Source organism: Rhodoplanes sp. Z2-YC6860, from assembly GCF_001579845.1.
In the GTDB taxonomy this organism is placed as follows: Bacteria; Pseudomonadota; Alphaproteobacteria; order Rhizobiales; family Xanthobacteraceae; genus Z2-YC6860.
In genome coordinates this window covers 6404717-6424697 of sequence record NZ_CP007440.1, presented here as the reverse complement: position 1 = coordinate 6424697, position 19981 = coordinate 6404717, and the positions used below count along the sequence as shown (strand labels likewise).

The 19981-nt window shown below is 65.3% G+C and carries 18 protein-coding genes; 7 read left to right on the top strand and 11 right to left on the bottom strand.

Going from position 1 to position 19981, the window contains the following annotated elements; translation table 11 throughout:
* Positions 1-70 precede the first annotated feature (70 nt).
* From RHPLAN_RS30030 to RHPLAN_RS30010, 5 genes are all read left to right on the top strand, one after another.
* Positions 71-925: an FAD binding domain-containing protein gene (locus RHPLAN_RS30030; protein WP_068026186.1), complete on the top strand. Its 855-nt coding sequence runs from the start codon at positions 71-73 to the stop codon at positions 923-925.
* Positions 922-3255, top strand: coding sequence for a xanthine dehydrogenase family protein molybdopterin-binding subunit (locus tag RHPLAN_RS30025; RefSeq protein WP_068026183.1), 2334 nt, complete (start codon positions 922-924; stop codon positions 3253-3255). Before RHPLAN_RS30030 ends, RHPLAN_RS30025 begins: the two co-directional genes overlap by 4 nt.
* Entirely contained in the window at positions 3256-3738 is a 483-nt protein-coding gene (locus RHPLAN_RS30020) for a (2Fe-2S)-binding protein (protein WP_068026180.1), read from the top strand.
* On the top strand, positions 3738-6014 hold the full coding sequence (locus RHPLAN_RS30015) for a xanthine dehydrogenase family protein molybdopterin-binding subunit (RefSeq protein WP_068026177.1): 2277 nt from the start codon (positions 3738-3740) through the stop codon (positions 6012-6014). Before RHPLAN_RS30020 ends, RHPLAN_RS30015 begins: the two co-directional genes overlap by 1 nt.
* Before the next feature lie 226 nt (positions 6015-6240).
* Positions 6241-7173, top strand: a complete 933-nt coding sequence (locus RHPLAN_RS30010) for an IS110 family RNA-guided transposase (protein WP_068013255.1) — start codon at positions 6241-6243, stop codon at positions 7171-7173.
* Between the two features lie 157 nt (positions 7174-7330).
* Here RHPLAN_RS30010 and RHPLAN_RS30005 read toward each other — a convergent pair whose 3' ends face one another.
* The 11 genes from RHPLAN_RS30005 to RHPLAN_RS29955 form a co-directional block, all read right to left on the bottom strand.
* Positions 7331-7789 (bottom strand): MarR family winged helix-turn-helix transcriptional regulator, encoded by a 459-nt coding sequence (locus tag RHPLAN_RS30005; protein WP_068032044.1) that lies wholly within the window; start codon positions 7787-7789, stop codon positions 7331-7333.
* A gap of 25 nt (positions 7790-7814) precedes the next feature.
* Complete coding sequence (locus tag RHPLAN_RS30000) at positions 7815-8552, bottom strand: ABC transporter ATP-binding protein (RefSeq protein ID WP_068026175.1); 738 nt, start codon at positions 8550-8552, stop codon at positions 7815-7817.
* Positions 8549-9316, bottom strand: a complete 768-nt coding sequence (locus tag RHPLAN_RS29995; RefSeq protein ID WP_068026172.1) for an ABC transporter ATP-binding protein — start codon at positions 9314-9316, stop codon at positions 8549-8551. Before RHPLAN_RS29995 ends, RHPLAN_RS30000 begins: the two co-directional genes overlap by 4 nt.
* Positions 9313-11199, bottom strand: coding sequence for an ABC transporter permease (locus RHPLAN_RS29990; protein ID WP_068026169.1), 1887 nt, complete (start codon positions 11197-11199; stop codon positions 9313-9315). The genes RHPLAN_RS29995 and RHPLAN_RS29990 overlap by 4 nt, the downstream gene beginning before the upstream one ends.
* Before the next feature lie 90 nt (positions 11200-11289).
* Positions 11290-12516: an ABC transporter substrate-binding protein gene (locus tag RHPLAN_RS29985; protein WP_237179941.1), complete on the bottom strand. Its 1227-nt coding sequence runs from the start codon at positions 12514-12516 to the stop codon at positions 11290-11292.
* A gap of 65 nt (positions 12517-12581) precedes the next feature.
* Complete coding sequence (locus RHPLAN_RS29980; protein ID WP_068026165.1) at positions 12582-13400, bottom strand: SDR family NAD(P)-dependent oxidoreductase; 819 nt, start codon at positions 13398-13400, stop codon at positions 12582-12584.
* Between the two features lie 26 nt (positions 13401-13426).
* Entirely contained in the window at positions 13427-14287 is an 861-nt protein-coding gene (locus RHPLAN_RS29975; protein WP_068026162.1) for an alpha/beta fold hydrolase, read from the bottom strand.
* Positions 14288-14389: 102 nt separating this feature from the next.
* Positions 14390-15166, bottom strand: coding sequence for an ABC transporter permease (locus RHPLAN_RS29970; RefSeq protein ID WP_068026159.1), 777 nt, complete (start codon positions 15164-15166; stop codon positions 14390-14392).
* Positions 15163-15954: an ABC transporter permease gene (locus RHPLAN_RS29965; RefSeq protein ID WP_068026156.1), complete on the bottom strand. Its 792-nt coding sequence runs from the start codon at positions 15952-15954 to the stop codon at positions 15163-15165. Before RHPLAN_RS29965 ends, RHPLAN_RS29970 begins: the two co-directional genes overlap by 4 nt.
* Positions 15941-16756 carry an ABC transporter ATP-binding protein gene (locus RHPLAN_RS29960; protein ID WP_237179940.1) on the bottom strand — a complete coding sequence of 272 codons (816 nt, stop codon included), beginning with the start codon at positions 16754-16756 and terminating at the stop codon, positions 15941-15943. Before RHPLAN_RS29960 ends, RHPLAN_RS29965 begins: the two co-directional genes overlap by 14 nt.
* The gene (locus RHPLAN_RS29955) at positions 16744-17745 is read right to left on the bottom strand and encodes an ABC transporter substrate-binding protein (protein WP_068026152.1); all 1002 of its coding nucleotides are present in this window, start codon (positions 17743-17745) and stop codon (positions 16744-16746) included. Before RHPLAN_RS29955 ends, RHPLAN_RS29960 begins: the two co-directional genes overlap by 13 nt.
* Before the next feature lie 171 nt (positions 17746-17916).
* Between RHPLAN_RS29955 and RHPLAN_RS29950 the strand changes: the two genes are divergently transcribed.
* A complete protein-coding gene (locus RHPLAN_RS29950) occupies positions 17917-18324 on the top strand; it encodes a RidA family protein (protein WP_198164561.1) in 408 nt (135 codons plus the stop codon).
* Between the two features lie 95 nt (positions 18325-18419).
* Positions 18420-19841: an amidohydrolase family protein gene (locus tag RHPLAN_RS29945; protein WP_068026147.1), complete on the top strand. Its 1422-nt coding sequence runs from the start codon at positions 18420-18422 to the stop codon at positions 19839-19841.
* Positions 19842-19981 lie beyond the last annotated feature (140 nt).

Below are 19981 nucleotides of genomic sequence, written 5' to 3'. Positions count from 1 at the left end.
ACAATCTTGCCAGAGCCTGTGGAGGGGCTATCATTCCCTCCGCAGGGTGGTTCCTTCTGGTGAGGCGGCGATGAAAGCTTCGTCCTTTGTCCGGCACGTCCCCAAGACGGTCGAAGAGGCCGTGGCGCTGCTGGCTGACCTCGCGCCGCAGGACGGCCGGGTGCTGGCCGGCGGCCAGAGCCTCGTGCCGATCATGGCGTTCCGGATGGCGCGGCCGGCGCATCTCATCGACATCAACGAGGTCGCGGGCCTCGACAAGCTCAAGGTCGAGGGCGGGCGGCTCGTGGTCGGGGCGCGTGTCCGGCACGCGGCGTTTCACAAGCCGGCGGTGCCAGGGCCGCTCGGGCGGCTCCTTGCCGCCGTGGTGCGCAACATCGCGCATTATCCGATCCGCATGCGTGGCACCATGTGCGGCAGTCTGGCGCATGCCGATCCGGCCTCCGAATGGTGCCTGACCGCCGCAACCCTCGATGCCGAGCTGGTTGCGCGGAGCAAAGCTGGCGAGCGGGTGATCCCGGCCCGTGAATTCTTCCAGGGCATCATGACGACGGCGCTCGGCGAGGATGAACTGCTGGCCGAGGTGCGCTTTCCGGTTTTGCCGGATGACACCAGGTTCGGGTTCGTGGAATTCAGCCGCCGCGCCGGCGATTTCGCCATGGCGGCCTCGCTGGTCACGTACCGGCTCAAGGACGGCACGGTCGCCGAGGCGCGGGTCGGCGTTGGCGGTGCGGAAGCGGGCCCGCGGCGCATCGCGGAAGCCGAAGCAGCGCTCAACGGCAAGAAACCTGGCGAGGCCGTGTTCACGGCCGCGGCCGATGCCGCCGCCTCAGCCATCGATCCGCTGGACGATGCGCAGATCCCGCCGGAATACCGGCGCGAGCTGGTGCAGGCCATGGTCCAGCGCGCTTTGCAGTCTGCCGCATGAGCGCCCCGACCAAAGGCTCCGGCAGCAACTGGGTGGGCCGCTCGATCCGGCGGCTCGAAGACCCCGCGCTCGTGATAGGGCAGGGACGCTTCACGGCGGACCTGCCCGCCGCGAATTGGGTGCGCTTTGCGCGGAGCGCCATGGCCTCGGGCGCGATCAAGAGCATTTCGGCGCCGGACGGCGCCATGGTGATCACCGCGGCTGACCTCAAGGACGTGAAGCCGATCCGGCCGATGCTGCATAAGTTCGAGTACCGGCCGATCGGCTATCCGGTGCTGGCCGACGGCGTGGTGCGCTTCGCCGGCGAATGCTTCGCCGCCGCGGTTGCGCCGACCGAGGAGGAAGCCGAGGACATCGTCGACCGCATCGAAATCGCGATCGACGAGCGCAAACCCCTGATCGACAGCCGCGATGCGATCGCAAGCGGCGCGCCGAAGCTGCATCCGGAATCCCCGGACAATGTGATCGTTCAGGGCCTGGTGAAGACCGAAGGCTTCGACGCGGTCTGGAACGGCGCGCACAAGATCGTCGAAATCACGGCGCGCTCGCGCCGGCAGAACGCCACGCCGATGGAGCCGCGCGGCGGGCACGCCGCATACGAGATGTCGACCGGCCGCGTGACGCTGACCTGTGCGACGCAGATGCCGCATCTGACGCGCACCGCGATTGCCGACGTTCTGGGATTCCCGGAGAGCGATCTGCGCGTGGTCGCGCCGGATGTCGGCGGAGGCTTCGGGCAGAAGATGTCGCTTGCGCCCGAATACGTGCTGCTGGTCTGGCTCGCGCGCAAACACCGCAGCTCGTTCGCCTGGACCGAAGACCGCCGCGAGAACCTGATCGCGAGCTTCCACAGCCGCGACCAGCACGTCTCGCTGAAGGCTGCGTTCGACCAGAACGGCAAACTCCTGGCTCTCAACGCCGATATCCTCTCCAACATCGGCGCCTATTCCTGCTATCCGACCACCTGCGGCGTCGAGCCGTTGATGGCGATGGCCGAAATGCCTGGGCCTTACGACGTGCGGCAATACCAATGCCGTTCGCGTGGCGTCGTCACCAACACCTGCCCGATGGCGCCGTATCGCGGCGTGTCGCGGCCGGTGATCACGTTCACGCTGGAACGGCTGATGGACAAGGCCGCGGCTGCGTTCGGCATCGATCCGATCGACATCCGCAGGCGCAACCTGATCGACAAGTTCCCTTACACCTCGGCGATGGGGCTGGTGTTCGACGAGGCGAGCTACAAGGAAACGCTCGAGCTTGCGGTGGAGCACATCGACGTGCCGGCGTTCCGCAAGCGGCAGCAGGAAGCCCGCGCCAAAGGAAAATATCTCGGCCTGGGCTTTGCGACGTTCTCGGAGCGCGGCGGCTATGGCAGTCCGGCATTTGCGGCGCGCGGCATGGCGATCACGCCGGGCTGGGAGAATGTCGAACTCACCATCGATCCGTCAGGCTATGTCGAGCTGCGCATCGGCTCCTCGCCACACGGCCAGGGGTTGCGCACCACGCTTGCCCAGATCATCGCCGACGAGATCGGCATCGAGCCTTCGCGCATCAAGGTGATCCACGGCGATACCGACCGCACGCCCTATGGCTGGGGCACCTTCGCCAGCCGCTCGCTGGTGATCTGCGGTGGCGCCACGCTGATCGCGGCGCAGAACATGCGGGCGAAGCTGATCAAGATGGCGAGCCACATGCTCGAAGCCGAAGGCGGCGACATCGTGCTGGAAGACGGCATGGCGAAGGTTGCCGGCACGGACCGCTCGGTGCCGATCGCCGAGATGGCGCGTGAGGCCTATCACCAGACCCACCGCTTCAAGGGCGCGATCGAGCCCGGCATGACCGAGAAGGGCTCTTACGATCCGCCGGGGACCTTCTCCAATGCCTGCCACGTCGCGATCGTCGAGGTCGACGTGAAGACCGGCAAGGTGACGGTCGAGCGCTTCGTCGCCGCCGAGGATGCCGGCCGGCTGATCAACCCGATGATCGCGGACGGCCAGGTGCACGGCGGCATCGCACAGGGCATCGGCAATGCGCTGCTCGAGGAGATCGTCTACGACGAGAGCGGCAACATTCTCACCTCGACGCTGGCCGATTATCTGCCGCCGACCGCCCACGAGATTCCGGTGATCGAGCTGCATCACCTCGAAACTCACACCAGCGCGACGAACACCAAGGCCAAGGGGCTCGGCGAGGGCGGCGCCATCGGCTCGCCCGCGGCCGTGATCAATGCGGTCAACGACGCGCTGGCACCGTTCGGTGTCCAGATCGACGAGATGCCGGCAACGCCGCAGCGCATCCGCGCGGCGCTGCGCGCCAAGGAGCGTGCTTGAATGAGCGAGAAAACCTCCGTCACGCTGAATATCAACGGACGCAACTTTTCGATCCAGGTCGAGCCGCGACGAACGTTGGCCGATGCGATCCGCGAGGATTGCGGGCAGACCGGAACGCATATCGGCTGCGAGCACGGCGTTTGCGGCGCTTGCACGGTGATCGTCAACGGCGAGCCGGTGCGCTCCTGCCTGATGTTCGCAGCCCAGGCCGATGGCAAGAAAATCCGCACGGTCGAAGGCTTGGCGCGTGGCGACGAATTGCATCCGATGCAGCGCGCCTTCATGGAGCACCACGGCCTGCAATGCGGCTTCTGCACGCCGGGCTTCCTGATGCTCGCAGTCGGCGTGCTGGAGCGAGAGCCCGACATCGGCGACGACGAGCTGCTCGATGTGCTGTCGTCGAACCTCTGCCGCTGTACGGGCTATCAGAACATCATCAAGGCGGTGCGGGCCGCAGCGGCCGAGATGCGCGGATCGAAGTGATGGCGGATGGCTTCATCGGCAAATCGGTTCCCCGGCTGGAAGACCGGTTGTTGCTGACCGGCCAGGGTCGCTTCGCGTCCGATATCAAGTTTCCCGATCAGCTCACGATGCGCGTGGTGCGCTCGCCGAGCCCGAACGCGATCATCCGCTCCATTGATGCATCGGAGGCGAAGGCGCTGCCCGGCGTGTTCGCGGTGTGGACCTTCGAGGACGTCAAGGCGCTGCCGCCCATCGATGTGCGGCTGACCAAGGTCGAAGGCCTCGGTCCCTACCGGCAACATGTGCTGGCGCACGATCGCGTGCGCTATGTCGGCGAACCGGTGGCCGTGGTGTTCGCGTCCGACGCCTATGTGGCCGAGGACGCCGCCGATCTGGTGGCCCTGGATCTCGATCAGCTGACGCCGATCGTCAACGCAACCGATCCGCTCGGTGAATTTGCGCCCGGGCTGCAAACCGAACCGCTGGCCATCCGCAAGGAATACGGCGATATCGACGCGGCGTTCCGCAACGCGGCGCATACGCTGGTGCTTGAACTTGCGGTCGGCCGCCACTCGGGCGTGCCCATGGAGACCCGCGGCGCGATCGCCCGCTACGACATCGCGAACGACATGCTGGAAATGCATGGCGCGGCGAAAGTGCCGCACTGGAACCGCGATCAGATCGCGAAGATGCTCGGACGCGACCGCAAGTCGGTGAATCTTTACGAAGGCCATGTCGGCGGCGGCTTCGGCGTGCGCGGTGAGCTTTATCCCGAGGACGTGCTGGTCTGCGAAGCGGCGCTGCGCTTCAAGCGGCCGGTCAAGTGGATCGAAGACCGCCGCGAGAACCTGATCGCCTGCAATCACTCGCGACAGCAGACCCACCGCGTCAAAGCGGCGATCGATCGCGACGGCCGCATCCTTGGTATCGAGAACGAGTTCTTCCACGACCAGGGCGCTTACGTGCGCACCCACGGCGCGACCGTGCCGGACCTCGCATGCGCGATGCTTCCCGGGCCGTACCGCGTGCCGGCGTATCGGGCGATCGGCCACATCCGCCTGACCAACAAGACTCCCGGCGGGACCTATCGGGCGCCAGGCCGCTACGAAAGCACCTTCGTGCGCGAGCGGCTCATTGATGCGATCGCCGCCAAAGTTGGCATCTCCCCGGTCGAGGCACGCGAGCGCAATCTCCTGGCAAAGGCCGACATGCCCTACGACCTGCGCCTCGACACGCTCGGCACCAAGGTCATTTACGACTCCGGGGACTACGCGGGCCTGCTCGGCAAAGCGCTGTCTGCGACGGGCTGGAAGGAAATCCGCGACGCCGTGCGGCTTCGGCGCGGCAAGGGCGAACTCGCCGGCGTGGGCCTCGCGATGTTCGTGGAGAAAAGCGGGCTCGGGCCGTTCGACGATGTCGCTCTGGAAATGCACGCGAACGGTTCGGTTGAACTTGTGACGGGCGCCGCGTCCGTGGGGCAGGGCGTCGAAACCGCGATGGCGCAAGTCTGCGCCGAAACGCTCGGCATCGATTACACCTCGGTGCGCGTCATCCACGGCCAGACCGATCGCATCGAGCGCGGGCTTGGCGCTTTCGCATCGCGCGTGACAGTGATGACCGGCGAGGCGACACGCCGCGCCTCGCTCATCGTGCGCGACCAGATCCTGCGCGCGGCGGCAGGACTGATGCAGGCGACATCCGAGCAACTGGTGCTCAAGGACGGCGTCGTCCGGCACGCCTCGGGCACGGGCGCGACGATGGCGGTCGCCGACGTCGTCGCCGCAATGGCGAGGGCCGGCGAGCGGGCTTTCGCCGAGGCGTCGTTCGAGTCGAGCCACATGGTCTATCCCTATGGCGTGCACGTTGCGCAGGTCGCGGTCGATCGCCAGACCGGTCACATCAAGATCGAGCGCTATCTTGTCGCCTATGACATCGGCCGCGCCGTCAACCCGATGCTGATCGAAGGCCAGATCACCGGCGGCATCGCGCAGGGTCTCGGCGGCGCGCTGCTCGAGGAGTTTCTCTATGACGAAAGCGGTGAGCCGCTGTCGGTGACCTTTGCCGACTATCTGATGCCGACCGTGCGCGAGACGCCGCCGATGGACGTGATCATCGCCGAGGACGCCCCGAGCCCGCTCAATTCTCTCGGTCTGAAGGGCGCAGGCGAGGCCGGTGTCAACGCGGTCGGCGCCGCGATCGCGGCCGCGATCGACGACGCGATCGGCAAGCCGGGCTCGGTGAAGCAATTGCCGGTTACGCCGCAGAGGATGAAGGCGATTTTGAGAGCTGCCGGTTAGGCTCTGATCGTGCTCTGCCGAAGCGAGCGCGCTCTTGATCCGTCATCCTTGTAAGTCACGAATCGCTTCGTCGGCTAGAGTTGTCGGCGCGGTGGCGGACGGGAGACCGTCTCATCCTGGGGCTATGAAGCCCGGACCTCAGCACGGGCATCCGTCCGCCGTTCCATCGAACCCGAACAGTCGCGAGGGCCGCAAGCGAAGCCCGGTTGCGCAAGGAAGGGTGAAGATGGACACGATCTACGTTGGCATTGATGTATCGAAAGACCGTCTGGACGTTCATGTGCGCCCTGGCGGTGAGGCCTTTGCGGTCGAGCGGAACGGCAAGGGTCTGGAAGACCTGGTGGACCGTCTGCGAGGGCTTTCGCCTTCGCTGATTGCGGTGGAGGCGACGGGCGGCTTTGAGACGATCGTTGCGGCAGCGGTGGCTGGAGCTGGACTTCCGCTTGCAGTGGTGAACCCAGCTCAAGTTCGGCACTTCGCACAGGCCATCGGCAAGCGCGCCAAGACCGATCCGATCGATGCGGGCGTGATCGCCCACTTCGCGGAGGCGGTCAAACCTGAGCCGCGGCCGATGCCTGAAGAAACAGCCGTGCTGCTCGCCGAGTTGGTCGGCCGGCGGCGCCAGATCATCGAGATGCTGGTGGCCGAGCGGCAGCGCGAGAAGCACGCCAGCAACGTGCGGGTTCGCAAGAGCCTGGCGCGGCACATTGCCGTTCTCGAGAAGGAACTGCCGAGCATCGATCGGGACATCGATGGTCTGGTTCGTGGCGCCCCGGTCTGGCGGGAGAAGGAGGACCTGCTCATCTCGGTTCCCGGAATCAAGAACACGCTGGCCCGCATCTTCCTCGCGGAAGCGCCTGAGCTCGGCAACCTCGATCGCCGTCGCATCGCAAGCCTGGCTGGTGTGGCGCCCTACACCAGACAATCGGGCCGCTGGCGGGGCAAGGCCATGATCGGCGGAGGTCGCACGGCGCTTCGCTCGGCTCTGTTCATTGCCGCCTTGACGGCCAGTCGCCACAACCCGGTGCTCAAGGCCTTCTACGCCCGACTGCTCGCCGCCGGTAAGCCAAAGAAGGTCGCGCTCATCGCGGTGGCCAGGAAGCTCCTCACCATCATCAACGCCATGCTCAGAGACAGCAGAAAATGGCAAAACACTTGACGGGAGACACAGTCGCTGAGGTGCGAGCGTAGCTCGCCTCGAAGGATGCGGCCCCGGAATTCCGGGCCGTCGCCCTTCGAGGCTCGCTCGCTTCGCTCTCTCGCACCTCAGGGTGACGGTGATAGATCACCCGTGTTGCTTCAAAGACAACTGCGCTCTACGTCAGCTTGCGCAGCAGCTTCAGCACGGCCTTCTGCTCCTCGCCGGTCAGCGGCGCGAGCGTCTTCTTGGTGATCTTGCTCGCAACCGACGTCGCCGCCTCGGTGGCGCGGCGGCCCTTGTCGGTCAAGGTCACGGCGCGGCGGCGCTTGTCGGTCGCATCGTCGCAGGTCGCGACCAGGCCGCGAAGCTGCAGCCGGTCGACGATGCCCTTGATCGTCGAGGCATCGAGATAGATCAGCCGGCCGAGATGGTTCTGCGAACAGGGGCCGACCTCGAGGAGCTTGGCCATGGCCGCAAACTGCGGCTGCGTCAGGTCGCCGACCATCTGTGACATGAAGATCGAGGTGTGCCGCTGCATCGCGACGCGCAGCAGGAAGCCGATCTGATCGTCGAGCAGATAGCCGTTTGCCGCCGAGGCTTCGGGCAGCGCTTTGAGCTTGGGGCGACGTGCCATGATCGGCAATTCTCGATTTAAAAAACTAAAGCGTGAGATAGCTGCGTTGCACCGCCGAATCAACCGCGAGCGCCGCCATGGTGCCATGCCAGCGGATCTCGCCCTTTTCCAGAACATAGGCGCGATCCGATACAAGCTCAGCGAACACCATGTTCTGTTCCGACAGGAGGATCGACAGGCCCTCCTTCTTCAACTCGAGAATCGTGTTGGCCATCTGCTCGACGATCAGCGGCGCGACGCCTTCCGACGGTTCGTCGAGCAGCACCAGCAGCGGGTTACCCATCAGCGTGCGCGCCACGGTGAGCATCTGCTGCTCGCCGCCGCTCATGCGGCCCCCGGGGCGGTCGGGCATCTCACCGAGGTTCGGAAACAGCTTGAACAGCCGCTCCGGACTCCACTCCGGCGCAGCCGTGCCATCGGCAAAGCTTCGCGGCGGCTGGCGGCCGATGTCGAGATTCTCCATCACGGTGAGATCGGCAAAAATCCTACGGTCTTCCGGTGTGAAACCGAGTCCGAGGCGCGCGATCTCGTGCGGTTTTGCGCGCGAGATGTCGACGCCGTTGAAGGTCACCTGACCCTTGCGCGCCATCAGGCCCATGATGGCCTTCATGGTGGTCGACTTGCCGGCGCCGTTTCTCCCCATCAATGCCACGACCTCGCCGCGGCCAACCTCGAGCGACAGGTCGTAGAGGATCTGCGCCGCGCCGTAAGACGCCGCGAGCTTCTCGACCGAAAGGATGGTCTCGCTCTTGCTCGCGTTCATGGCGCGTGCGCCTTCACAAAAGTCTTGCCGGTGCCGAAATAGACTTCGCGGACCTTCTCGTCATCGCGGATCGATTGGGCGTTTCCGTCGGCGATCAGCCGGCCGCGCGACAGAACGATGATGCGGTCTGCATGCGTGAACACCACGTCCATCGAATGTTCGGTGAACAGCACGGAGATGCCGCGCTCCAGCACGAGGCGCTTCACCAGGGCGATCAGTTCGTTCCGTTCGCGCGGCGCCATGCCGGCAGTCGGCTCGTCCATGAGAAGGAGGTGAGGATCGTTGGCCAGGGCAATGGCGAGTTCGACGCGTTTGACATCGCCGTAAGCCAACTCGCGACTGGGCCGGTCGGCGGCGGCCTTCATGCCGACCTGATCGAGCAATGCCAGCGCGCGCTCCTTGTGCCGCTGCGCCGCGGGCTTCCAGAACCGGTAGATCTCGCCGGCGTGCGAGATCAGCGCCATCTGCACGTTCTCGGCGACCGTCATCGAGCCGAAGGTCGCCGCGACCTGGAAGGTGCGGCCGACGCCGAGCTTCCAGATGTCGCGCGGCGCGAGCCCTGCGATGTTGCGGCCGCCGAACCGGATCTCGCCGGAATCCGGCCGGAGCTGGCCGTTGATCATATTGAAGCAGGTCGATTTGCCGGCGCCGTTCGGCCCGATCAGCGCCAGGAACTCGCCCTTGCCGATCGTGAAGCTGACGTCGCGCACGGCGTGAACGCCGCCGAAGGCTTTCGAGAGGTTGCTGATCGCGAGCTCGCTCATGACGCGGGCTTCCCGCGGCGCGCGAGGTTGATGATGCCGCCGACGATGCCCGACGGAAACACCAGAACCAGCAGCAGGATCACGCCGCCAAGAAGCGCGCGCCAGTATTCGGTCGAGCGCATGATGGTATCCTGCAGCACGGCGAAGACCGAGGCGCCCACGATAGGTCCGGTCAGCGTCTGCAGGCCGCCGAGCAGCACCATCACAAGGCCATCGATCGAGCGGCCGACGTGGATGGTTTCCGGCGAGATCGAGCCCTTGGCGAAGGCGAACAGCCCGCCGGCGATGCCGCAGGCGCCGCCCGCGACCGCGAACGCCAGCCAGTGCACGCGTTTCACGTCGATGCCGATGGCCTCGGCGCGCAGCGGCGAGTCGCGGCCGGCGCGCATCGCATAGCCGAAGGGCGAGAACAGGAAGCGGCGCAGCAGCAGCACGGCCGGCACCGTGAGCGCCAGCGCCAGGAGGAAGTAGGCCGAGCTCTTGTCGAACGGCGGCTTCGGCCAGACGCCGACCACGCCGTTCGAACCGCCGGTGAACGGCTCCCATTGGAACACCGCGGCCCAGACGATCTGAGCGAAGGCGAGCGTAAGCATTGCGAGGTACACGCCGGAGAGCCGCACCGCGAACCAGCCGAACAGCAAGGCGCCGAGCAGCGCCGCGATCGGCGCGATCATCAGCGCGAGGCCCATCGAGGCCGCGAGGAATTTCAGCGACAGCGCCGCGCCATAGGCGCCGAGGCCGAAGTAGGCGGCATGCCCGAACGAGTGCATGCCGCCGGGGCCCATGATGAAGTGCAGGCTGGTGGCAAACAGCACCGCGATCAGCACGTCGATGCCGAGGACCAGGAGATACGGCGAGGACTGTGCGAGGAACGGCAGCGCCAGCAGCAGCACGAGCGCTGCAACGCCGAGCGTTTTGACAATCGGCGTCGCCGGGCGAATCGGTTCCTCCGGCTCGGCGATGGAACGCACCGTGCCTTGCGGCCGGCCGAGGAGGCCGTAGGGCCGCGCGATCAGCACCACGGCCATGACGATGAATTCGGCGACCAGCGTGAACTTGGTGAAGTTGATCTTGATGAAGCCGAAGTCGACCACGCCGAGTCCGATGCACAGAGCTTTCACCTCGGCGATGATCACGGCGGCGAGATACGCACCCGGGATCGAGCCCATGCCGCCGACGACCACGACGACGAAGGCGTCGCTGATGGCGTTGAGGTCGGTCGTGAGGTTGGCCGGCTCGCGGGCGACTTGAAGCGCGCCTCCGAGGCCTGCGAGCAGCGAGCCCAGCGCAAACACCGCGGTGAACAGCATCGACTGGTTGACGCCGAGCGCGCCGACCATCTCGCGGTCTTGCGTCGCGGCGCGAATGAGACGGCCGAAGCGCGTCTTCGCCAGGAGCAGATGCATCGCCAGAAGAACGAGCGGGCCGACGACGATCAGGAACACGTCGTAGCTCGGCAATCTCCGTCCCAGGAATTCGACGGCGTCGCGCAGCCCCGGTGCGCGCGGGCCGAGCAGGTCTTCCGGGCCCCAGAGATAGAGCGTTGCGTCGTTGATGACGAGCACCAGCGCGAAGGTCGCGAGCAGCTGGAACAGTTCGGGCGCGCGGTAGATCTGCCGCAGCAGCACAAACTCGATCGCAGCCCCGATCGCGCCGACAATGAGCGCGGTGGCGACGATGCCACCCCAGAATCCGAAGCCGCCGCCGAGCCTCGTGGCAAACGTGTAGGCGATGTAGGTCCCGAGCATATAGAGGGACCCGTGCGCGATGTTGACGATGCGCGAGACGCCGAAAATCAGCGAGAGGCCGGCGGCGACGAGAAAGAGTCCGGAGGCGGTGGAAAGACCGTTGACCGCCTGGAACAGGAATGCGTTGAGCGACATCGCGGCTCAAGGAGTTGGCGGCTCAGGCTGGCGGCCCTCTCCTCGCATGTTCCGCGAGAAGAGGGCGCAAGCCAGTCGCAGCCGGTCCGGTCAGTTCGCCTCCGCGGGCCGGAGCTTCTTCACCTCGGCGTCGGACGGCAGAACGGTTGCGCCATCGATATACTTGAAGTCGCTCATGGTGCCCTTGCCGTTCTCCAGCGCGATCTTGCCGACATAGGCGCCCATGGTGGCCTGATGGTCGCTGGCGCGGTACTCGAACGGCCCGAACGGACTGTCGACCTTCAGGCCGGCGAAGGCCGCGACCATCTTCTCCGTATCGGTCGAGCCCGCCTTGGCGATGCCGGCAGCGATCGATTTGATCGTCGAGTAGCCGACGATCGACCCGAGCCGCGGATAGTCATTGAACTTTTTCTGATAGGCGGCGACGAACGCCATGTGCTCCGGCGTCTTGACCTTGTCCCAGGGATAACCTGTGACGGTCCAGCCGACCGGGGCCTCGTCCTTCAGCGGATCGAGATATTCCGGCTCGCCGGAGAGCAGGCTCACCACGACGCGGTTCTTGAACACGCCGCGGGTGTTGCCCTCGCGGACGAACTTCGCGAGGTCCGGTCCGAACAGCACGTTGAAGATCGCGTCGGGCTTGGCGTCGTCGATCGCCTGCGCCACTGCGCCGGCGTCGACCTTGCCGAGCGGCGTTGCCTGTTCGGTGACGAACTCGATGTCGGGCTGCGATTTCTTCATCAGCGCCTTGAAGTTCTCGACCGCCGACTGGCCGTACTCGAAGTCCGGATAGACCAGCGCCCAGCGCTTCTTCTTGGCCTCGAGTGCGGCCGGCAGCAGCATCGCGGTCTGCATGTAGGTCGTGGCGCGCAGCCGATAGGTGTACTTGTTGCCGTTCTGCCAGGTGATTTTGTCGGTGAGCGGCTCGGCGGCGAGGAAAAACACCTTCTTCTGGCCGGCGAAGTTGGTCACCGCGAGACCGATGTGCGAGAGGAACGTGCCCGCGATCATCGACACGCCTTCGCGGGTGATCAATTCCTCGGCAACGCGGACCGCTTCGCCCGGATTGGTGCCGTCGTCGCGCGAGATCAGCTCGAGCTTCTTGCCGAGCACGCCGCCCTTGCCGTTGACCTCTTCGAGTGCGAGCTCCATGCCCTTCTTGTAGGGATCGAGGAAGGCCGACTGGGTCTTGTAGCTGTTGAGTTCGCCGATCTTGATGGTTTCTTGAGCAGAGCCTTGGGCTGTAAAGCCCAAGGCGGCCGCGGCTGTGAATGCGAGCAAGAACACGTTACGCTTGGTGATCATCCTGGTGACCATGGGAGAGACTCCTGCGTGGGTGTGTCCGGCATTTCATCAATTGTCGGGCTCGCGCTTTGCCGGAGTCAACTCCGGTTCTTGTCGCGGAAGCGATCCATCAACGGCTTGTCCTGACCGCCGTCGATCTCGATCATGGTGCCGTTGACCATCTGCATCATCGGGGAGGCGAGCATCACGACGAGATTGGCGACTTCGTCGACCTCGGCGATGCGGCCAAGCGGGATCGAGGAGGGCGCCAGCGTGTCGGCCTCCTCGTAGGAAATCTTCATGTCGCGCGACATGGCCTTGACCAGGCCCGCCCAGCGCTCTGTGCGCACCGGGCCGGGGTTCACGGCGCAGAAGCTGATGCCGTGCTTGCCGTACTGGCCGGCGAGCGACACGGTGAGGTTCTGACCTGCCGCGTTGGCCGCACCTGGGCAGATCTCCCAGTAGGACGGCTTCACGCCGTCGTTGCCGATCAGGTTCACGACGCGGCCGCCGCCCTGCTTGACCATGATGGGCAGGACGTAGCGCAGGCAGCGCACGTAGCCCATGAACTTGAGCTGCAGGCCGGCTTCCCAGTCGTCCTCGGTGAGATGCTCGATCACGCCGCCCGCCGCCGAGCCGGCGTTGTTGATCATGATGTCGCAGCGGCCGAGCGCCTTGTGCGCCTGCTCGATGAAGTTCTTGGCGTCCTTGTCCTGGCGCAGATCGGCCGGGATCGGCACGATCTTGCGGCCGGTTGCCTTCGCGATCTCCGCCGCGGTGGCTTCGAGCTTATCCTTGCTGCGGGAGCAGATCGCGACATCGACGCCTTCGTTGGCCAAGGCGATCGCAATGCCCTTGCCGATGCCCTCGCTGCCGCCGGTCACCAGCGCGGTTTTGCCTTTGAGCTTGAGATCCATGGGGCACCTCCTGATATTTGGATCGATTACTTCTTTGGCTTGTGCGCGAGCCAGCGCCCGCGCTCGGTTTCGGCGAAGAATTCCTCCAACGCCGCATTGAATTTCTCGGGCTCTTCGCTGGTCAGCGTATGGCCGGTGCGCGGCACCACATAGAGACCCGCGGTCGGCACGGTGCGTCGCAGATAGATGCTGCCGTCGACGCACCAGTCGTCCTCGTCGCCGACGATGATGAAGAGCGGCGGCTTGAACGCCTTCAGCTCGGCTTCCATCTCCCAGAGCGACGGGCGCTTGGCCTGCAGGTTCAGCATGGTGAGCGAATGGCCGAGCGGCGAATGCTCGCTCAAGAGCTTGACGAAGTGCGCGTAGCCGCGCGGGTCCTTGTTCTTATGCGCCTGCCGCACCACGCCGTCGGCGTAGCGCCGCGCGCTCTCTTCCATCGAGGTTTCGGCGAACATCTTGCCGATCTCGCGGGACGCCGCGCGGGCCTCTTCGACCTTGGCGGCGTCGGCGCTCGAACCATAGCCGCAGCCCGCGGCGATCACCGAGATGCAGCGCTCCGGATAGCGGATGCCGACGTGGAGTGCGGTGGCAGCGCCCATCGAATGGCCGACGATGTGGGCCTTCTCGATCTTCAGCGCGTCCATGACCGCGATCACGTCATCGCGGAATCTGTCCTGCAGATAGGCGTCGGGGTCGTTCGGAATGTCGGAGGGCGGATAGCCGCGCTGGCTGAAGGTGATGCAGCGGTGGGAGCGCGCGAAGTGCCGCATCTGCGGCTCCCAGGTCCGGTAGTCGGCTGCGTATTCGTGAACGAACACGACCGCAGGGCCGGAGCCGGCCTCTTCGTAATACAGTTGGATGCCGTCCCTGGTGGTCGCACGGGGCATTCGCTGATCTCGCAGCCGGCAGATCATATGTATACAAACAAACTCTAGCGGGCTTGGAAAGACCGCGCAAGCGGCCGTTTCTGCGACAATCGAGGCTATCCGCTACGGGACGTTGGCCGTGGCCGGCACGCGGCTCTGGACCTCTTGCATCGCAGCGTCGATGGCGAGGCCGACCGTGAGCATCACGACGATATAGGCGAAGACCGTCGAGCTTTCGAAAAAGCGCTGGGAATACATCAGCGTCGCGCCCATGCCGCCGCCGCCCGCGACCATCTCGGCCGTGAAGGTTGTGACCAGCGCCACCGGCACGGCGACACGCAAGGTCGCAAAGATGCGCGGACCGCAGGCCGGCAGGATCACGTGGGTGAGCAGCGCCGTGCGGCCGGTACCAAGCGACCATGCCGACCAGATCAGCACGCGGTTGACGGAGCGCGCCGCGCTGTAGGCGCCGATCATCACCGGAAACACGCAGGTGAACGCCACCAGCAGGATCTTGGAGAGATGATCGATGCCGAACCAAAGAATGAACACCGGCAGAAACGCGATCTTGGGCGCGGGAAAGGCCAGCGCCACCAGCGGATCGAGCAGCCAGTCGAGCGCACGGACGCGCGCCATGGCGACGCCGAGCAGGATGCCTCCCACGGCCGCAATCGCGAGGCCGCCGAAGGTGCGGCCGAGGCTGACGCCAAGATCGGTGAACAGCGTGCCGTCGGCGATCGTGCTCCAGAGCTGCAGCATCACGGCGCTGAAGGGCGGCAGGAACAGCGCGGAGACGAACTGCATCCGCGCTGCGATTTCCCACGCCATGATGACGATCAGCACCGAGACGGCGGAGCGGGCGTAAAGGCCGAGCTTGCTGGGCGCAGGGCGATCCGTCATGCGGCGGCCTCGACGGCCGACTCGTGCCAGTGCAGGCTCAGCCGCGTCGCCCAGAGCAGGGCGCGGTCGGCGAGATATGCGACCGCGACCACGCAGGCGATGGCGGCGAACATGTAATCGTAGGCGCCATTCTCGCCGTACATGAAGATCAGCTTGCCGATGCCGCTGTTGGCCGCGATCATCTCCGACGAGATCGCGAGCACGAACGAAAAACCGAGCGCGATGCGCAGCCCGGTCATGATGTCCGGCAGCGCGTGGCGCAGATAGACGCGGGTGAGCAGCTGCCGCGGCGTATAGCCCATCGCCTCGGCACTCCACACCAGCACGTTGGGCGTGGTGGCGACGCCATGGAAGGTCTGCACGATCATTGGCAGCAGACAGGCGAGGAACACCGCGCAGATCGCGGTCGCCGACCCCACGCCGAACCAGAGAATGAGAAGCGGGATCAGCGCCGATTTCGGCAGCGAATAGGTGCCGCCGACGATCGGGGCGACGTAGGCGTTGAAGCGTGCGGATCGCGCCATCAGCAGCCCGATGAGGACGCCGGCCGCCGCGCCCAGCGCGAGACCGGCGATGGAGCGATAGAGCGTCACCAGCAGGTTGTCCCTGATCTGCGGACCGCCGAGCAGATCGAGCAGCGCCAGGCCCACGGTCCGTGGCGGCGGCAGGAATGCCGGATCGACCAGTCCTGATGCGCTGACGCCTTGCCAAAGCAGGCCGAACAGCACGAGTGGCGTCGCGTTCCAGAGCCAGAGCAGCGGGCGGGGCAGGCGGCTACGCTTTGCCATCGGAGTGTCCTGCCGGCAGCGATTGCCTTCGCACCGCGAGCCACACCTCGTTGCGGATGCGGTTGAACGCGTCGGAGAGAAACAGCGTCTCGCGCGGCACGGTGCGGTCGAGATCGATGACGAACTCCTCGACGATCTGGCCCGGCCGTGCCGACATCACGCAGATGCGGTTGGAGAGATACACCGCCTCGCTCACGTCGTGCGTGATCATCAGCACAGTCTTGCGCATATCGAGCCACAGGCGAAGAAGCTCGTCCTGCATCACCTCGCGGGTCTGGGCGTCGAGCGCGCCGAACGGTTCGTCGAGCAGCAGGATCGCGGGGTCGCAGGCCATGGTGCGGGCGATGGCGACGCGCTGCTTCATGCCGCCCGACAGTTCACGCGGGTAGCGCTCCTCGAAGCCCTTCAAGCCGATGACGTTGATCAGCCGCTCGACCGTCTTGTCGCGTTCGGCCACAGGAACGCTGGTGCGCTCAAGGCCGAACAGGATGTTCTTTCGCACCGTGAGCCAGGGAAACAGCGCGTATTCCTGGAACACCACGCCGCGGTCGGTGCCGGGGCCGGTGATGCGGCTGCCACCGACCAGCACCTCGCCTTCGGACGACAGGAATCCGCCGACCACGTAGAGCAGCGTGCTCTTGCCGCAGCCCGACGGGCCGACGATGGAGACGAATTCGCCCTCGCGGATCGAAAGATCGACGGCCCGCAGCGCAGGCACCGGACCGTCGTTCGTTTCGTACGCTTTCGAGACCTTGCGTATCTCGATCTTGGCCGTGGTTTCGGCCGTGCTCAGAGCGCGCACGGCTTCGGAAGCAGGCCGAGGTTGATGTATTTCGCGGCGTCGACGCGCTTGTCGATCAGCTTCTCTTCGACCATGGCGTCGATCGGCTTCTGCACGCTGGATGCCGGCACGCAGCCGTTCGGATCGCGGTAGTAATCGCGCGATGTGGCGAAATAGGACTCGAGCACGGCCTTCGGCGACTTGGTGAAGTCGGCAATCAGCTCGATCGCCTTGGTGCGGTTGGCCGGGTCGTAGAACCAGGCCTGGCCCGCGACGAAATCGGCGAGATAGGCGCGGACCGCCGCCTCGTTTTCCTTGATGAAGTTGTTGCGGCCGACCTGGAAGATCACCGAAGCCGGACCGAACGCGTCGCCGCTGGTGAACACCGACCGCAGGCCGCCCTTGGCGACTTCGGACGGCAGGAACGGAATGACGAGACAGCCACAGTCGATGCGCTTCTCGCGGATCGCCGGCCCGATGTTGGGAAAGGCGATCTCGACGATCTGCACGTCGCGGCGCGGATCGAGGCCGTTCTTCTTCAGCACCACGCGCAGCACGAGATCGACCGCGGAGCCGAAGGCGTTGATGCCGATCTTTTTGCCCTTGAGGTCGGCGATGGTCTTGATCGGCGAGTCTTCGAGGACGAAGTAACTGTTGGTGGCGTAGCCGCTGTAACCGTCCTGGTAGTTGTCGGAGATGATGGTGATGCCTTCGGGGATGGCATTCTTGGCCATGACCGTGGCGAACACAGCCGACGACAGCGTGCCGAGGTCGGCTTGGCCGGAGGCCAAAAGCGTCGCCGCTTCCGGCGTGCCGCGCGTGAACGTCATATCCAGCGTGTAGGCCTTGCCGTAGTTCGGCAGCACGTTCTGCTTGAGATAATCGAGAAAGACGATGGTTTCGATCTCGTTCGGGCCGATGCCGCCGCCGGTGGCGTAGCGGATGGTCACCGGCGCGGCGCTGGCGCGTCCGCTCCACGAGCCGAGCGCTGCGGCGCCTGTGGCAGCCATGCCCGCGCGCAGAATCCCGCGCCGTGAAAGGGGACCGGAGGACGACACCATTGCAAAATCTCCATGCAGGGTTGCGTGCTTAAACCGCGCCGTGCCGGAGTTTATCCTGTCGTGCGCGCCCGGGTCGCCGTTACATTGCCAGCCCGATTATCCATGAGCAAGGAGCAAACCATGCCCGTCAAGAAAGTTCAGCCGGACAAACTGCCCCAGCGCGTCGTCAACGGTCATTTGCTTTACAGCCATGTCGTCGTGACCACCGGGCAGAACTTCGCCTTCATCTCCGGCCAGCTCGCGCGCGCCAAGGACGGCAGCATCGTCGGGCCGAAGGATATGCGGGCGCAGATCAAGCAGGTCGGCGAGAACCTGAAGGCGGCGCTGGAGTCGGTCGGTGCGACGCTCAGCGACCTGGTGAAGACCACCACCTTCGTCACCGACATCGACGAGTTCTTCAAGCACGTCGACGTGCGCCACGACTATCTGGGCGTTGGCCTCCCCGCCAGCACCACGGTCGAGGTGCGCCGTCTGTCGCATCCCGATCTGATGGTGGAGATCGAGGCGGTCGCGCTGCTGGACCGCTGAGCGGGTCATCGCTCGGTTGAAAATATCTTGATATGAAGATAAATACCATGGAGACTGTTGTCGTGGATTGCTGAGGAAATCCCGAGGAAAGTGCCATGGGCCGAACGCTGCTGAAGAACGGGTATGTCGTCACCGTCGACGAGACGAGGGCGGTTCATCCCCGCGGCTATGTCGCGGTGAACGGCAACAGGATCGAGGCGGTGGGCGCAGGCGCGCCCGCAAGCGAAGCGGGCTTCGACGAGGTGATCGACGTTTCGGGCTCGATCGTGATGCCCGGCCTGATCAACATGCACCAGCACCACTGGTACACGCTGTTCAAGGGGACGGCGGACGGCATGCTGCTGGAGGACTGGGTCACGGGGCTTCTCCTGCCGCTCGCGACGCGGATGTCGGAGGAGGGACTGAGGCTTGGCAGCACGGTTGCCAGCATGGAGATGCTCGCCACCGGCACCACATGCTCGCTCAATCACTCCGTCACCACGACCACGCAGGCCAAGGTCAAGGCCACCATCGAGCCGCAAGCGGAGCTCGGCATCCGCCAGGTGTTCGCCAAGGATCTCCGTTGCTGCACACCCGGCAATCCGAACCATCCGCTGAGCCTCGACGAGGCGCTCGCCGAATTCGCTGAAGAACACCGGCGCTGGCAGGGCGCTTCGAACGGTCTCGTCCACATGGCCATGGTGATCGAGTCGAACGCGCATTGGGTCGCGGCCGGCATGAGCACCGAGGAGCTGATCTGCCGCGGCTATGAGCTTGCGAAGAAGCTCGGCGTGAAGATCAGCAACCACATCTCGGGCGGCACCTTTTCGCTGGAAAAGGGCATGCTCCGGTATCTTCGCGAGACCGGCCGCACCGACGTGCGCTACCTGATGCAGCTCGGCATCCTCGATCCGCAATGGCTCATGATCCACGGCATCCATTGCACCGATCTCGACATCGAGCAGATGGCTCGCGTCGGCGCGACACTGGTCTACACGCCGACCAGCGAGTCGATCCGCGGCGGCGGCATCGGGCCGATTTCGAACGCGGTGCGTGCCGGCATGAACGTCGCGCTCGGCACCGACGGGCCGATGGTCGACTACTCGGTCGACATGATCGAGCAGATGAAGGCTTGCGCCTATCTGCAGCATGTCCGGCATCTCGATCCGACGCGGATCCCCTACGAGATCGCGATCGAAATGGCGACCATCAACGGCGCCAGGGCGCTGGGACTCGACAAGGAGATTGGCTCGCTGACCGTGGGCAAGCTCGCCGACATCGCGGTGTTCGATGCCAGGAAGCCCCAGATCGGCGTGCAGCTTCGCCCGATCTCGACCTTCATCAGCGCCGGCCGCGGCTCGGACGCCCGCGTCGTGATGGTCAACGGCGAGATCGTCTATCGCGACGGCCAGTTCAAGCACCTGAAAGACGGCATGGCGACGATCGCCGAGGCCGAGCGCGTGGCGCGCGCTATGCTGCGCGACGCCGGTCTCGAGGCGCGGTTGCAGCCGGAGTGGCGGCGGACCGCGGTGGCTTAGCCGCCGGTGTGCAATCAACTTGACATCAAGATTATAAACATCACGATATCTTCGCTCGCGATGATTCATGAATCGTGACCGACGAGGCCGGCCATGAAGTCCACGCAGGAAGCGCAGCCCTCCGCAAGCCGCGCCAGGAG

Bases quoted from the DNA above. Each gene is read 5' to 3' on its own strand.
- RHPLAN_RS30025 (WP_068026183.1), top strand. From the start codon at position 922: ATGAGCGCCCCGACCAAAGGCTCCGGCAGCAACTGGGTGGGCCGCTCG.
- RHPLAN_RS30015 (WP_068026177.1), top strand. From the start codon at position 3,738: ATGGCGGATGGCTTCATCGGCAAATCGGTTCCCCGGCTGGAAGACCGG.
- RHPLAN_RS30000 (WP_068026175.1), bottom strand. From the start codon at position 8,552: ATGAACGCGAGCAAGAGCGAGACCATCCTTTCGGTCGAGAAGCTCGCG.
- RHPLAN_RS29955 (WP_068026152.1), bottom strand. From the start codon at position 17,745: ATGGCTGCCACAGGCGCCGCAGCGCTCGGCTCGTGGAGCGGACGCGCC.
- RHPLAN_RS30010 (WP_068013255.1), top strand. From the start codon at position 6,241: ATGGACACGATCTACGTTGGCATTGATGTATCGAAAGACCGTCTGGAC.
- RHPLAN_RS29965 (WP_068026156.1), bottom strand. From the start codon at position 15,954: ATGGCAAAGCGTAGCCGCCTGCCCCGCCCGCTGCTCTGGCTCTGGAAC.
- RHPLAN_RS30005 (WP_068032044.1), bottom strand. From the start codon at position 7,789: ATGGCACGTCGCCCCAAGCTCAAAGCGCTGCCCGAAGCCTCGGCGGCA.
- RHPLAN_RS29985 (WP_237179941.1), bottom strand. From the start codon at position 12,516: ATGGTCACCAGGATGATCACCAAGCGTAACGTGTTCTTGCTCGCATTC.
- RHPLAN_RS29995 (WP_068026172.1), bottom strand. From the start codon at position 9,316: ATGAGCGAGCTCGCGATCAGCAACCTCTCGAAAGCCTTCGGCGGCGTT.
- RHPLAN_RS29980 (WP_068026165.1), bottom strand. From the start codon at position 13,400: ATGGATCTCAAGCTCAAAGGCAAAACCGCGCTGGTGACCGGCGGCAGC.
- RHPLAN_RS29990 (WP_068026169.1), bottom strand. From the start codon at position 11,199: ATGTCGCTCAACGCATTCCTGTTCCAGGCGGTCAACGGTCTTTCCACC.
- RHPLAN_RS29975 (WP_068026162.1), bottom strand. From the start codon at position 14,287: ATGCCCCGTGCGACCACCAGGGACGGCATCCAACTGTATTACGAAGAG.
- RHPLAN_RS30030 (WP_068026186.1), top strand. From the start codon at position 71: ATGAAAGCTTCGTCCTTTGTCCGGCACGTCCCCAAGACGGTCGAAGAG.
- RHPLAN_RS29950 (WP_198164561.1), top strand. From the start codon at position 17,917: ATGCCCGTCAAGAAAGTTCAGCCGGACAAACTGCCCCAGCGCGTCGTC.
- RHPLAN_RS29945 (WP_068026147.1), top strand. From the start codon at position 18,420: ATGGGCCGAACGCTGCTGAAGAACGGGTATGTCGTCACCGTCGACGAG.
- RHPLAN_RS29970 (WP_068026159.1), bottom strand. From the start codon at position 15,166: ATGACGGATCGCCCTGCGCCCAGCAAGCTCGGCCTTTACGCCCGCTCC.
- RHPLAN_RS30020 (WP_068026180.1), top strand. From the start codon at position 3,256: ATGAGCGAGAAAACCTCCGTCACGCTGAATATCAACGGACGCAACTTT.